The 13,820-nt window shown below is 66.1% G+C and carries 15 protein-coding genes; 11 read left to right on the top strand and 4 right to left on the bottom strand.

Annotated elements, in window-relative coordinates; all coding sequences use genetic code 11:
* Positions 1-101 precede the first annotated feature (101 nt).
* Positions 102-557, bottom strand: coding sequence for a hypothetical protein (locus ICJ04_RS17110; protein WP_188325360.1), 456 nt, complete (start codon positions 555-557; stop codon positions 102-104).
* Positions 558-753: 196 nt separating this feature from the next.
* Here ICJ04_RS17110 and ICJ04_RS17105 point away from each other — a divergent pair, with 196 nt between their 5' ends.
* The 6 genes from ICJ04_RS17105 to ICJ04_RS17080 all read left to right on the top strand — a co-directional run bounded on the left by ICJ04_RS17105 (position 754) and on the right by ICJ04_RS17080 (position 4,748).
* On the top strand, positions 754-1,002 hold the full coding sequence (locus ICJ04_RS17105) for a hypothetical protein (RefSeq protein WP_188325359.1): 249 nt from the start codon (positions 754-756) through the stop codon (positions 1,000-1,002).
* A 126-nt stretch (positions 1,003-1,128) separates the two neighbouring features.
* The gene (locus tag ICJ04_RS17100) at positions 1,129-1,494 is read left to right on the top strand and encodes a bestrophin family protein (protein WP_223202928.1); all 366 of its coding nucleotides are present in this window, start codon (positions 1,129-1,131) and stop codon (positions 1,492-1,494) included.
* A 20-nt stretch (positions 1,495-1,514) separates the two neighbouring features.
* On the top strand, positions 1,515-2,504 hold the full coding sequence (hemB, locus tag ICJ04_RS17095) for a porphobilinogen synthase (protein WP_188325358.1): 990 nt from the start codon (positions 1,515-1,517) through the stop codon (positions 2,502-2,504).
* 33 nt (positions 2,505-2,537) lie between these two features.
* A complete protein-coding gene (locus ICJ04_RS17090; RefSeq protein WP_188325357.1) occupies positions 2,538-2,768 on the top strand; it encodes an SHOCT domain-containing protein in 231 nt (76 codons plus the stop codon).
* 182 nt (positions 2,769-2,950) lie between these two features.
* The gene (locus ICJ04_RS17085) at positions 2,951-3,328 is read left to right on the top strand and encodes a hypothetical protein (protein ID WP_188325356.1); all 378 of its coding nucleotides are present in this window, start codon (positions 2,951-2,953) and stop codon (positions 3,326-3,328) included.
* 40 nt (positions 3,329-3,368) lie between these two features.
* A complete protein-coding gene (locus ICJ04_RS17080; RefSeq protein ID WP_188325355.1) occupies positions 3,369-4,748 on the top strand; it encodes an XVIPCD domain-containing protein in 1,380 nt (459 codons plus the stop codon).
* A 54-nt stretch (positions 4,749-4,802) separates the two neighbouring features.
* Here the strand turns inward: ICJ04_RS17080 and ICJ04_RS17075 are convergent, their stop codons facing one another.
* The gene (locus tag ICJ04_RS17075; protein ID WP_188325354.1) at positions 4,803-5,699 is read right to left on the bottom strand and encodes a PD40 domain-containing protein; all 897 of its coding nucleotides are present in this window, start codon (positions 5,697-5,699) and stop codon (positions 4,803-4,805) included.
* A gap of 67 nt (positions 5,700-5,766) precedes the next feature.
* Here ICJ04_RS17075 and aroE point away from each other — a divergent pair, with 67 nt between their 5' ends.
* The 3 genes from aroE (at position 5,767) to dinG (ending at position 9,194) form a co-directional block, all read left to right on the top strand.
* Positions 5,767-6,606: a shikimate dehydrogenase gene (aroE, locus tag ICJ04_RS17070; protein WP_188325353.1), complete on the top strand. Its 840-nt coding sequence runs from the start codon at positions 5,767-5,769 to the stop codon at positions 6,604-6,606.
* Positions 6,607-6,608: 2 nt separating this feature from the next.
* Positions 6,609-6,962, top strand: a complete 354-nt coding sequence (locus tag ICJ04_RS17065; protein WP_188325352.1) for a hypothetical protein — start codon at positions 6,609-6,611, stop codon at positions 6,960-6,962.
* A gap of 129 nt (positions 6,963-7,091) precedes the next feature.
* Entirely contained in the window at positions 7,092-9,194 is a 2,103-nt protein-coding gene (dinG, locus tag ICJ04_RS17060) for an ATP-dependent DNA helicase DinG (RefSeq protein ID WP_188325351.1), read from the top strand.
* A 105-nt stretch (positions 9,195-9,299) separates the two neighbouring features.
* Here dinG and ICJ04_RS17055 read toward each other — a convergent pair whose 3' ends face one another.
* Positions 9,300-9,890: a hypothetical protein gene (locus ICJ04_RS17055; protein ID WP_188325350.1), complete on the bottom strand. Its 591-nt coding sequence runs from the start codon at positions 9,888-9,890 to the stop codon at positions 9,300-9,302.
* Between the two features lie 147 nt (positions 9,891-10,037).
* Positions 10,038-11,873, bottom strand: a complete 1,836-nt coding sequence (gene ilvD, locus ICJ04_RS17050) for a dihydroxy-acid dehydratase (protein ID WP_188325349.1) — start codon at positions 11,871-11,873, stop codon at positions 10,038-10,040.
* Between the two features lie 191 nt (positions 11,874-12,064).
* Between ilvD and ICJ04_RS17045 the strand changes: the two genes are divergently transcribed.
* Together ICJ04_RS17045 and ICJ04_RS17040 are read left to right on the top strand one after the other, a co-directional pair.
* Positions 12,065-12,637 (top strand): DUF1190 domain-containing protein, encoded by a 573-nt coding sequence (locus tag ICJ04_RS17045; protein ID WP_188325348.1) that lies wholly within the window; start codon positions 12,065-12,067, stop codon positions 12,635-12,637.
* Positions 12,638-12,640: 3 nt separating this feature from the next.
* Complete coding sequence (locus tag ICJ04_RS17040; protein ID WP_188325347.1) at positions 12,641-13,819, top strand: glutathionylspermidine synthase family protein; 1,179 nt, start codon at positions 12,641-12,643, stop codon at positions 13,817-13,819.
* The last annotated feature ends 1 nt before the right edge of the window (position 13,820 follow it).

Raw genomic sequence — 13,820 nt, 5'->3', positions numbered from 1 at the left:
GGGATTAAGTCGCACAAAACGGGGACGGAGGGAGTTAAGTCGCATTTGGCCCACGAGTGGGCCAAATGCGACTTAACTCCCTCCGTCCCCTTTTTTTTCGTTCAGCGGGCCGGGATCTGCTGGGCGGGCAGGCGCGGGACGGGTTGCGGGTTGGGCACCCAGATCGCCACGCCGGCTGCTTTGCGCTGGGTGGTCGGGATGCCGATACCCAGGCCACCGCCTACGCGCGAACCGTAGCTGCCTGCGCCGACCGACATGCCGACTGGTGACCCGCTGGAGCCGACGCCCATCAGGATCACACCATTGGCACCCAGTGCGGCGGCATCCCGCTTCAAGCGGGCCACGGCGGCATCGGTCTGGCCCTGCGTGCCGAAGCCCACTGCGCTGGAGGACTCGAGCTGCGCGATTTCCACCGAGCCGGCAGGCGGGGTGGAATACACCTGTACTTGTGACGGATCGATCGGTGCGCGGGCCTGGCCCAGCATGACCTTGGACGTGCTGGCGCAGCCGGCCGCAACCAGCAGCACGGCGGCGGCGGCAACCCAGCGCATTTTCATCGCGTGCATCTTCATGGCTCGAACCCCTGTTGGATGGAACGGATCATCGGTCCATCGATCTGAATCGGCCCCAACGCCGGGGCCCTGAGGCGACGCTAGCACCGGGGTGGTGAGCGTGATGGCAAGCTTCGGCGGGCCTATCCGGTTCCCACGCGACCAGCTATGGTGGGGCCCAATCCATTGGCGAGGAGGGCGCATGGGACTGATCAGTCTGTTGTGGGGCATCGTGGCACTGGGGTGGATGGTCATCGCGCTGGTGCCGCTGCTGGGCTGGGGCAACTGGTTTCTGATTCCGTTCGCGGCAGTAGGCGCGGTGGTCGCGGCGATCGGCATCCTGTTCACCCATCCCAGCAAACGGGGCCGTGCCTGGACCGGCCTGATCCTCAACGGCATCGTCATCGTGGTCGGCATCTTCCGCCTCGGCCTGGGCGGCGGCATCGTCTGACTGCAGCAGGTGCGACGATGCGTCGCAGCGGCTGAGCGCGTCGTCGGAGCGGGCGTACAATGGCGCTTCTGATGGCGCGCGCCATCGCCTGCGCCCGGCTCTGGCGCGCGACGCCCCTCATTACTGATGATCATCCGCCCACGTCCCCACGGCTGGCAGCTTCTCTACATCCTGCGCGGGTCCATCGTTCCGGCGGTGGCACCGAAGGTGGTGGCGATCCTGCTGCTGGCGATCGGGGTCGCTGCGGTGGCCGACCTGGGCGATGTGCCGGGCATCGAGCGCGTGTCATCTGCACCCTTTGCCCTGCTTGGGCTGGTGCTGTCGATCTTCCTGGGCTTCCGCAACAGCGCCTGCTACGAGCGATGGTGGGAGGGCCGAAAGCCATGGGCAGCTGATTCTGGAATCGCGCTCGGTGGCCCGCCTGGATGCGCTGGGCCAGCGCCCGCTACCCGAACCCCTGCTGCCGCGCGACTATCGCCTGCAGTGACCTGATATCCCGACGGAGCCCCCTCATGTCCCATCCTCTGTACCGCCCCCGCCGCATGCGTCGCGATGATTTTTCACGTCGACTGATGCGCGAAAACACGCTCACCGTGGACGACCTCATCTACCCGGTGTTCGTGCATGAGCATGCAGGACGCACGGCGATTCCTTCGATGCCGGGCGTGGAGCGGCTGTCGATCGAGGAGCTGCTGAAAGTAGCCGAGGACGCAGTCGCGCTCGGCATCCCGGTGCTCGACCTGTTCCCGGTGATCGATCCGGCGCTGAAGTCGTTGGACGCGGAGGCTGCCTGGGCCGATGACGGGCTGGCGCAACGCGCCGTGCGCGCATTGAAAGAACGCTTCCCCACGCTGGGCGTGATGACCGACGTGGCGTTGGATCCGTACACCACGCACGGGCAGGACGGCATCATCGATGACAGCGGTTACGTGCTCAACGACATCACGGTCGACGCACTGGTGAGGCAGTCGGTGTCGCACGCACAGGCCGGCGTCGACGTCATCTCGCCATCGGACATGATGGACGGCCGCATCGGTGCCATCCGCCGCGGACTGGACGACGCAGGCTTCATCAACACGCGCATCATGGCGTACTCGGCGAAGTATGCGTCGGCGTTCTACGGCCCGTTCCGCGATGCGGTGGGCAGCGCCGGCAGCCTGGGCAAGGCAGACAAGAAGACGTACCAGATGGACCCGGCGAACGGCGATGAGGCGATGCGTGAGATCGCACTGGATCTGGAGGAAGGCGCGGACATGGTGATGGTCAAGCCGGGCATGCCATATCTGGATGTCGTTCGCCGGGTCAAAGAGACCTTTGGCGTCCCGACGTTCGCGTACCAGGTCAGTGGCGAGTACGCGATGTTGAAGGCCGCCGTTGCCAATGGCTGGCTGGACGAGCGCGCGTGCGTGATGGAGTCCCTGATGTGCTTCAAGCGCGCAGGTGCTGATGGCGTGCTGACCTATTTCGCACCGCAGGTAGCACGCTGGCTGCACGAGCGCTGACAATAGCCGCTTCGGCACGAGGAGAACGGAACGATGGAAATTCTGGGCACAGGCCACTGGATGATCTGGATCATCGGCGTGGTGGTATTCGGCGCGTTGATCGTGTGGCTTGCGCTGGCCGCGTTTCGCCAGAGCCGTCAGAAGCCCGAACTGCCCTCGGCCGCGCGTCAGGTGGCCCTGGCCGAACTCGATGAGCGCAAGGCCAAGGGCACCATCAGCGAAGCGGAGTACCAGCAGGCACGCGCAAAGCTGCTCGCAGGCTGATCATCGGTACTGACGGCGTCGTTCCTGATAGTGACGCCGCGCCTTGGTAGTGACGGCCGCTGGCCGTCAACCTCTGCATCCAATGCCCCGAATGACCGCAGACGTCGGCGGTGGCTCTGACGAAGGACGGCCCCAGCCGCTAAGGTCGACCGGTGCCGATTCGGCATCTGCTGGGGATCTCCATGCGCTATTCCTGCTGGCCAACCCTCCTGATGCTGGGCGCGCTGACGCTGTCTTCGACCACTGTGGCAGCCGACGCGGTACGGATGCCGAAGGCGCTCTGGGGGACATGGGACTTGGGGCCAGATCCTTGCAGCTTGCCACTTGAACCGGATCTGGATTCGCCCAAGTGGATAGACGCGTCATCGATTCGTGGCTATGAGAATAATGAAATCCCAACCAAGGTGCGTCGGGTTTCCGTTGTGCCCGCCGTGTGGGTCATTCGGACTGATAACGATGTCGCTCCGCAGATAGTGACCAGCGACATCTATGTCCTGAAGGGAGATCATCTGACGATTACAGATGGAGAATTTACCAAGTACTACCGCCGCTGCCGCTAGCCTTGCACGTTGAATGTCCGTGCTGTTGAAGGATGTTCAGATGACTCAGGTCAAGGGAGTGGGTGATCGTCGAAATTACCGCGTTGCTCAGCTATACGATCGGAAGACTGGAAATGTCGCCGTGCGTGAGTTCGAGGGCCTCGTCACGCACCATCCGATCTCGAATGCTGGCGCCGAAATAAAAGGCGGCCTGCCGACTGAAGTAGAGGATGCCAGACATCGCAGCTACGGACTGATCGGAGGCAAGCTGGAAGAGCTCGAAACCCGCCAGTCCGACGCCAAATTCAGTCCAATTGGCCCGGACCAGGTGCTCCTCATAAAAGACTTCATCCTGGAAGACAGTCGGACCGCTCCATTCGGCCGCGGTGCGCGCGACGTCGACGTGCCCGCTCCCTTCGCCGGATATGTCGGCAGGGTCATCCCCGGGCAAGGGTTGGTCGATATCCTTGACCGGAAGGACGGTGAACTGCTGGCCAGGATCCGCCACCTGAAGCCGATCGATGTCAGCGTGGGCGACACCGTCCAGTATGGACAGACGCTGGGTACGCAGGGAGCCGTCGGTCTGGGTCGGGACGGACGCAAGCATGTCCACATGGAAGTCGACACCGGACAGTATCAGCAGTACGCGAACTACGTTGAAGACCTCGTCAGCGGCCGCTTGGCACTGGTTCCGGCTGACCGTGGCACAGGGATCGAACCGCGCGCGGTCGTCGATGATGGCGTCACGCGCGTCGGCGAATCGAACGGGGTCGTGCGGATCGTGCAGCAGCGCTTGAACGAGGGCGGATTTCGCGGCGCAGACGGAGAGCGGCTCGCAGAGGATGGGACCTACCGCTTGTCGATGCAGAGGGCGGTCATCAACTACCAAGCGGCCGAAGAACTGCCGCAGAGCGGCGACCTCGATGCGGCCACCTTGCAGCGCATCGCCCCTACGATCTTTCCACCGGCGGTGAACTCCGCCCGCAACCCCGCTTCGCCCGCACTTCTCGATGGGCAGGCGCAACTGCATGACGCGCCCGCAGGAGATGCACACTCCGACCCCTTGTTCGCCCAGGCGCAGGATGCCATGCAGCACCTGGAAGAAAGCCTGGGACGCGGCTACGACGCGCACAGCGAACGCATGGCAGCGAGTGTGGCCTGCCTCGCCAAGGCAAACGGCTTTGATCACATCGACCACATCGTGCTGAGCAGCGCTACAGAAAGGGCGGCGCAGGGTGCGGACGTCATCGTGGTGCAGGGCGCCATGAACGATCCGGCGCACCTGCGTGCACAGATGGGGACGGACGATGCACTGGCGGTGCCCGCGGATGCCTCATTGGCCCGCCTCGCGCGCATCGAGCCGATGGCGCGAGAGCCGAGCACAGTGCAGGCCGACCCGTGCGTGCAGCAGGATCCATCGGTGATGCATCGAATGGGCTGACGCCTTGGCTGCACCCGTACGGGCGGAGCGCGGGCATGCCTCCGGCAGACCGCTCTATCGGACGCCGGCACTCGCCGCGCCCACCGTCGGGCCACAACCCGCGACCGGCTCCACCCGCGGCGTCATCATCCGGTAGACATCGGTGCCGCCAGCACGTGGCGCACGCGCGCTGCGGCTGACCAGCATCAACTCGCCCGGCTTGGCGTTGTCCACGACCGGGGTGGCAGTGTGGCCGTCCGCAGTATTGAACGACAGCACGACCGGCTGCACGGCCTCGCCGGTCCACGCACAGCCACTGCGCCACACTTGTGCCGTGTCACCGATGGCACGCGTGAATACCACCGCGCCGTCGCGTCCCAGCCAGTCGCCGTCGCTCTCGTCAGCGGCAGTGTTCAACCCCTCAAGCGCAATGGCAGCCCCGCGCCGACCGTCGACTACAGGTGCCGCGAACAGATCCCAGCCATGCCCCTTGCCCCGCTGTCGCGAGAACAGCAAGTGCAGGCCATCGGCACTCAGTGCGGGCGCGCGCTCCGGCGCGGCGTCAGCTGGATCTCGCCATGTCTCAGGCATGCCAAAGCGCCCGCCGCTGCCGATGGCCACCCGGTACAGCGTCAGGCCCCCGTTGCGGTCCGAGGCGAACAGCAGCCAACGCCCGTCGCGGCTGAAATAGGGGTCCACGTCATCGCCGGCGCTGTTGAAGGCCAGCGGCTGCGGATCCTGCCAGCGACCCTCGCGTAGCGTCGCCTGCCACAGATCCCAGCCGCCCACGCCAGCGCTGCGGTCGCTGGCGAACACGATGTGCTGTCCATCAGCGCTGATGCTGGCCCGGCCTTCGTTGGCCTTGGTCGACACGACCCCCATGCCCTCGATGCCGAACTCATTCAACGCCACCGCCACGGGGGCGAAGAGTAAACTGGCGGCAATCGCCAACAGGGGCAGGGCAGTTCGCATCGTCCACGTCCAGGCAGTACAGGGCCGCCCAGTGTAGGGCGTCCCCTTTGAACCCTCCGAGGATTCCATGACCGATCGCTACGCTGTCTTTGGCCACCCCATTGCCCACTCCCGTTCGCCTGACATCCACGCCGCCTTCGGTCGGCAGGAAGGCATCGCCGTGGACTACCGCGCCATCGACGCCGCGCCGGACGCTTTCCTCGCCGCGCTTGACGCCTTCGCGGCGGACGGCGGTCGTGGCGCCAACGTGACCCTGCCGCACAAGGAAGCGGCCTATGCGCTGTGCACCACGCGTACCGCACGCGCTACCCGCGCCGGCTCGGTCAACACGCTGCTGCGCAAGGGGGATCGCTGGCATGGCGATACCACCGACGGTGCGGGGCTGGTGCGCGACCTGACCGATCGCCATGGCCAGGACCTGCGCGGTCGTCGCGTGTTGCTGCTGGGTGCCGGTGGATCGGCCCGCAGCGTCGCCCCGTCGCTGCTGGACGCCGGCATCCGCGAGCTGGTGGTCGTCAACCGCACGCCAGAACGGGCCGATGAGCTTATCGACGCGATGGGTGAGCCGGGCCGTGCGCTCAGCCGCTACTGGGACGACCTGCATGACCTCGGCGACTTCGAGCTGATCGTCAACGCGACCTCGGCCGGACGCGATCCTGCGGCTACCTTCAAACTGCCCCTGTCGCTGGTCAACAGCATGACCACCGCCGTTGACCTCAACTACGGCGACGCCGCCATCGCCTTCCTGGCCTGGGCGCGCTCGGCAGAATGCCGCAACACCGTCGATGGCCTCGGCATGCTGGTGGAGCAGGCCGCCGAGAGCTTCCAGCAGTGGCACGAAGTGCGCCCGGATACCAATGCGGTCTACGCCGAGCTGCGTGCCGACAGCCACAACCTGGAGGACTAAGCATGGAAGGTACCGATCTGCTGATGACCGTGTTGAGCTTGGTGGGTGTGCGCCTGCCGGTGTTGATCGCGCTGACCGTCGGCGTGGTCTGGGTGATGGATGTACCACGCGGGCCGGTGCGAAGTGGGGCCCTGGCCGGCCTGCTGTTGCTGGCAGTGACCACGGTCATCGGGCTGCTGGCGTCCATGCTACCGATGGTGCTGGTCAGCATGGGCCGCTACGAGTCGATCTCCGGCATGAACATGATCTTCGGCGTCGTCCACTTCGTCCTGTCGCTGCTGGAGGCCTTCGGTCTGGTCCTGATCGTGTGGGCGCTGACCCGCGCACTGCGGGGTGGCGTGCCGCGCCCGGCCTGACCCTGCTGCGGTGCCGGCGCCATGGCGGGGACCCGCCCGCAGCACGCTGACAGGTTCAGCGTGCTGGCCCGGGCGCGCGGGCCCGGCGTGCGACAATACGCGGCCTGATCCTGTAACGGTAACCTTGGCGTGACCGAACCCGTCGCCGTCCCGCGTGCGCTTGATGACGCCTTGAAGGATTCGATCCGCAAGGCCTACACCACGCTGCAGGCCAACACCCCCGGCTTTGCCACCCGCCGCTCGCAGAGCCAGATGATCGGCGTGGTATCGCGTGCGCTGGCCAAGAGCGGGGGCGTGGGCGTGGTGGAGGCACCGACCGGCGTCGGCAAGAGCCTGGGTTACCTCACGGCAGGCGTGCCGATCGCCCTGGCCACCAAGAAGAAGCTGGTGATCAGCACGGGCACCGTCGCGCTGCAGTCGCAGCTGGTCGAGCGTGACATCCCCAATTTCCTCAAGGCCACCGGCCTGGAGGCGACCGTGGCACTGGCCAAGGGGCGCACGCGTTACCTGTGCACCCGCAACGCCGCCGAAGCGCAGGGAGAGGCATCGCAGGGTGGCATGTTCGAAGACGAGCAGCCGCTGTACGACCGCCCGCTGGCCCCGATTGAAATGGACATCGCCGCGCGCCTGACGGTGGCGTTCACCTCCGGCAGCTGGGACGGTGACATCGACAACGCCCCGGAAACCATCAGTCCCGGATTGCGTGGGCGCATTACCACGCCGGCATCCGCGTGTGCGGGCAGGCGCTGCGCGTACTCGGCGCAGTGCGCGGTGCTGCGCTCACGCAACACCGTGCGGGATGCGCAGATCGTGGTCACCAACCACGCGCTGCTGCTGTCGGCCCTGTCCATCGGCGAGAGCGACAACGGTCAGCCGATGATCGCCGCACCGTCGGACATGCTGCTGGTGCTGGACGAAGGCCACCACATCGGCAATGTGGCGATCGACCAGGGCGCAGCCAGTCTGGCGCTGGATGACATGGCCAAGCGCGTGGGCCGGCTGCAGATCCTGATCGCCGGGGCGTACCGCGCGGTGGACAAGGACCGCCTGGGCAACCTGCTGCCCAATGAAGCCATCGACGTGGCCACCAACGTGGCCAAGCAGCTGCGCGCGTTCCGCGATCACGTCGAAGCGCTGTGGATGCCGGCACCGGCCGACGAGGAACCGATGTGGCGCGCGGCGAATGGTCGCCTGCCCGAAGCGTGGCGCGAGCCGATCGAGGCCTTGGCCGACGACACCCGCAGCCTGTTCAACTGGGCGCACGCGGCCAACGCGCAGGTCGCCAAGGGCAAGCCGGATGATGCCGCGCGCGAACGCCTGCAGCGCAACCTCGGCATGGCGCTGGAGATGATCGAAGGCCAGTACAACCTGTGGCAGGCGTGGCGTCGCGAAGACAGGGATGGCGCACCGCCGATGGCACGCTGGATCACCGCCACGCGCGAAGGCGACCTGGTGCTGCACGGCTCACCGGTGTCGGCCGCGCACGTGCTGCGCAAGTTGCTGTGGGACGAAGTGGATTCGGTGGTGATGACGTCCGCCACGTTGACCGGCGGCGGTGATTTCCAGTCGCTGGCGATCGACAACGGCATCCCCGAGGACGCCGAGATGGTGTCGCTGTCCTCGCCGTTCGACCTGCCCAACCAGGCCGAGTTGATCGTGCCGCAGTTCCCGGTGACGCCGGATGACCGCGATGGCCATCCACGCGAAGTGGCGCGCTACCTCGCCAAGGAACTGGACTGGAAGAAGGGCTCGATGGTGTTGTTCACCTCGCGCTGGAAGATGGAGAAGGTCGCCGGCCTGATGCCCGCTGCCAAGCGCAAGCAGGTGTTGGTGCAGGGCGAGATGTCCAAGACGCGGCTGATCGATGAACACCTGCGCCGTGTCGCCGAGGGCGAGGGGTCAGTGCTGTTCGGGCTGAACTCCTTCGGCGAAGGCCTGGACCTGCCCGGTGAAGCCTGCACCACGGTGGTGATCACCCAGGTGCCGTTCGCCGTGCCCACCGATCCACAGACCGCCACGTTGAGCGAATGGTTTGAAGCCCGCGGCCTGAACGCCTTCAACCTGATTGCCGTGCCCCATGCCCTGCGCACGCTGACCCAGTTCTCCGGCCGCCTGATCCGCACCAGCACCGACACCGGCCGCGTGATCATCCTCGACTCCCGCCTGCTGACCCGCCGCTACGGCAAGCGCATCATCGACGCGCTCCCCCCGTTCAAGCGCGTGATCGGCTGACCGGGGCGGTACACCGAAAAAGGGGACGGAGGGGATTAAGTCGTAATTGCCACCCTGCCATCTGCAGGCTGTGCTGAAGACGACTTAATCCCCTCCGTCCCCTTTTTACTGCTTGCAGGTCTGCATCGCTTGCAGATACGGCGTGTCAAAACAGCGTTGCAGCGCCTGCAGCACGTCCAGGTTCGCGGGCCATCGGATTTCCACGCTGTTGCCTTCCGGATCGGTGATAAGAAACTTTCCGTCCTTCACATCAAGGCCCGGTGGCGGGGGTGTTGCGGCAAGCTTGGCGACAGCGCGCTGCAAGGCGGCGTTGTCCCGTTCAAGAAAGGCGATGCTTCCTTCGACATTGGCGTTCCAGCCGCTTGCCTCGCCGTCTGGACCGCGCAGTGACTGCCGCATCAAGGGCACGGCGGCCGCGGACTGGCCGGCGTTCGCCCGCATCTGCGCTTCGTGCCATGTCAGCACGTTGCCTTCCTGCGGTTGATGGACCCTGCGGTATTCGGCAATCAGGTCTGCCGCTTCGGCGTGACAGCCCTTTGCTTCGCCCAACGTACGCCAGCCGCCCTGCAGGTCCTGATCGAACGCCTCGAACGACAACGCCAGCATCGCCTTGCGGTCCACGCTGCAGTCCGCCTCGGTGGGCGCCTGCACGCCGCCGGCCAGCGCGGCGGCGAGCACGAGTGAAATCAACGCCATCACAACTTCCTTGTCGAAAAAGGGGACGGAGGGGATTAAGTCGTTTCCAGCACTGTGCCATCACCCGGCCGCGCTGGCAACGCGCTGAGGGCCGGGCTCGAAAGGCCGCCGAGCATGGCTCGGCGCTACCGTGCTGAGGCCTCCTCGTCAGTCGAGCAGGGTGGTGTCGCGTACGGCGCCCTTGTCGGCGCTGGTGGCCAGCAGCGCGTAGGCTTTCAGGGCGCTGGTGACCTTGCGCGGGCGGGCTTCCAGCGGCTTCCAGCCGCGCTTGTCGGCCTTGTCGCGGCGCGTGGCCAAGGTGGCCTCGTCCACCAGCAGATGGATGCCGCGGGTCGGAATGTCGATGCGGATGCGGTCGCCGTCCTCCACCAGGCCGATCAGTCCGCCAGCAGCCGCTTCCGGCGAGACGTGGCCGATGGACAGCCCCGAGGTGCCGCCGGAGAAGCGGCCGTCGGTCAGCAGCGCGCACTGTTTGCCCAGCCCTTTGGACTTCAGGTAACTGGTCGGGTACAGCATCTCCTGCATGCCCGGGCCGCCCTTGGGGCCCTCGTAACGGATCACCACCACGTCGCCGGCCTCTACCGTATCACCGAGGATGCCGGCCACTGCGGCGTCCTGGCTTTCGAACACGCGGGCAGGGCCTTCGAACACATGGATGGATTTATCCACGCCGGCGGTCTTCACCACGCAGCCATCCAACGCCAGGTTGCCGCGCAGCACGGCCAAGCCGCCTTCCAGCGAATACGCATGCTGCAGCGAGCGGATGCAGCCTTCGGCGCGGTCCAGGTCCAGCGACGGCCAGCGCGTTGACTGGCTGAAGGCGACCTGGGTCGGGATGCCGGCCGGCCCTGCAGCGAAGAACTCGTGCACCTTGGCGTCGTCGGTCAGGGTGGCATCCCAGCGCTGCAGCGCATCGGCCAGCGTGGTGCTGTGGACGGTCGGAACGGACGTATCCAGCAGGCCGGCGCGATCCAGTTCGCCGAGGATGCCGAACACGCCGCCGGCGCGATGCACGTCTTCGACGTGATACTCCGGTGTATTCGGCGCGACCTTGCACAGTTGCGGTACGCGCCGCGACAGCGCGTCGATGTGGGTCAGGTCGAAGTCCACGCCACCTTCCTGTGCTGCAGCGAGCAGGTGCAGGATGGTATTCGTCGACCCCCCCATCGCGATGTCCAGTGTCATCGCGTTGTTGAACGCGGCGGCCGTGGCGATACCGCTCGGCAAGGCGCGCGGATCTTCACCGCCATACCAGCGGTGGCAGAGTTCCACGATCACCCGGCCCGCGCGGCGGAACAGCTGCTCGCGGTCGGCATGGGTGGCCAGTGTGGTGCCGTTGCCGGGCAGCGACAGGCCCAGGGCCTCGGTCAGGCAGTTCATCGAATTGGCGGTGAACATGCCCGAGCACGATCCACAGGTCGGGCAGGCACTGCGCTCGTACTCGGCGACTTTCTCGTCCGATGCGCTGTCGTCGGCGGCGATCACCATCGCATCCACCAGGTCGAGCTTGTGCTCGGACAGCTTGGTCTTGCCCGCCTCCATCGGCCCGCCGGACACGAAGATCACCGGCACGTCCAGGCGCATGGCGGCCATCAGCATGCCGGGGGTGATCTTGTCGCAGTTGGAAATGCAGACGATGGCATCGGCGCAATGCGCGTTGACCATGTATTCCACCGAGTCGGCGATGATCTCGCGGCTGGGCAGCGAGTACAGCATGCCGTCGTGGCCCATGGCGATGCCGTCATCCACCGCGATGGTGTTGAACTCCTTGGCCACTCCGCCGGCCTGCTCGATCTCGCGCGCGACCAGCTGGCCGAGGTCCTTCAGGTGGACATGGCCGGGCACGAACTGGGTGAACGAGTTGGCGATGGCGATGATCGGCTTGTGGAAATCGCCGTCTTTCATGCCGGTGGCACGCCACAGGGCGCGGGCGCCGGCCATGTTGCGGCCGGCGGTGGAGGTGCGTGAACGGTAATCAGGCATGGGCTGGCAGCAACGGGCGGGCCGTACGACGTGGGTGTCGTTGGATGATGCCCAATTTTTCCGGTTGCGTTTGCAACCACCGGGCCAGTGTCGATCTGACCCACCGTTCATGTTGTGTGCTTTGCCGACTTTGGTTGCAGCCGCTGATGCGGCATTATTGTGGGGTTGACCCGCATGAGAGGCATGAGGCCATGAAACGTTCCCGCACCACCGCGCTGCTGTTGATGAGCGCCGCACCGCTGCTGTTCACCGCCTGCCAGAAGGAAGAACAGGTGCAGGTGCAGGAAGGGCTGTATACCTCCGTGCAGGCCTGTACCGAGGCCACGGCTGATCCGTCGGCGTGCCGCAACGCGTTCGCCGCCGCCCAGCAGCAGTCTGCCGATGCCGCGCCGAAGTACGCCGACAAGGCGGCCTGCGAAGCCGACTACAAGCCGGAGCAGTGCGTGGAGCAGCGCACCTCGGCCGGTACGTCCTTCATCGGGCCGATGATGATGGGCTTCTTCATGTCGCAGATGATGAACAGCGGACGCGCGGGCCTGGCCCAGCAACCGGCGGCCGCCAGCCCGGCCTTCCAGGACAAGAACGCCGGGTGGGCGCGTGCAGCCCCGGGTGGCAGCGGCGGCCTGAACACCGCCAGCGGCATCGGCGCGGGCAAGGCCGGCCTGGCGCCGGTCACCAACCAGCCGAACCGCGCCACCACCGCCAGCCGCGCCGGCTTCGGCAGCACCAGTGCGCGCCGTAGCGGCGGCAGCTTCGGCGGCTGACCGATGCAGCGTGTCCGTATCGCCGAGCGCCCCCAGTGGCGCGCTCGGGCCGAAGAAGCCGGCTTCCGCTTCCACACCATCGATGGTCAGGCGTACTGGGATGAAACGGCGTACTACGCCTTCACCCTGCGGCAGATCGAGCAGGACATCGAAGACCCCAGCGCCGAGCTGCACCAGATGGCAATGGCGCTGGTGGAGGAGGTGGTCGGTTCCGATACGTTGATGGAACGCTTGGCGATCCCGGCGCATTACCGCGACTGGATCGCCGACAGCTGGCGCCAGCGCCAGCCGCACCTGTATGGACGCCTGGACCTGGCCTACGACGGCACCGGCCCGGCCAAGCTGTACGAGCTGAACTACGACACCCCGACCTCGCTGTTCGAGGCCAGCTTTTTCCAGTGGCAGTGGTTGGAAGAACAGCGCAACGCCGGCCGCCTGCCGGCGCACGCTGACCAGTTCAATGCGCTGCATGAAGCACTGGTGGAACGCTTCGGTGAGCTTGCTTCCCGACTGCCGCCGCCGCTGTATTTCAGCGCCGTGGGCAGTTCGCAGGAAGACGTCGGCACGGTGGAGTACCTGCGTGATTGCGCCGCCCAGGCCAACTTGCATGGCGAAGGCATCGCGGTGGAAGACATCGGGCTGTCCGACGATGGGCGCTTCACCGCGGTGGACGACACGGTGATCGGCACGTTGTTCAAGCTGTATCCGCTGGAAGACCTGATGGCCGAGGAGTTCGGTCGCGCCTTGCCGACATCCGGCCTGCAGCTGCTGGAGCCGGCCTGGAAGGCGGTGTTGAGCAACAAGGGCATCCTGCCCTTGCTGTGGGAGCGTCATCGCGGGCACCCGAACCTGCTGGAATCGCACTTCGACGATGGCAGTACGCTGCGCGCGGGGTGGGTACGCAAGCCGCTGTTCTCGCGCGAAGGCGCGAACATCGAAATGCATCTGGCCGACGGCACCACGCAGCGCAGCGACGGCCCGTACCACGGTCCGGCGATCATCCAGCAGGCGCATCCGTTGACCCGTTTCGAAGGCGGCTATTCACTGATCGGCAGCTGGGTGATCGGCGACCAGGCCTGTGGCATCGGCATCCGCGAGGATGACAGCGCGATCACCCGGGATACGTCGCGGTTCGTTCCGCACGCGATCATCGACGAAGCGCCGACGCAGATCTACGTCTGAA

The sequence above is a fragment of the Stenotrophomonas sp. 169 genome (assembly GCF_014621775.1).
GTDB lineage: Bacteria > Pseudomonadota > Gammaproteobacteria > Xanthomonadales > Xanthomonadaceae > Stenotrophomonas.
Note: the sequence above shows the minus strand (reverse complement) of the source record. Positions and strands in the feature narration are given on the sequence as shown.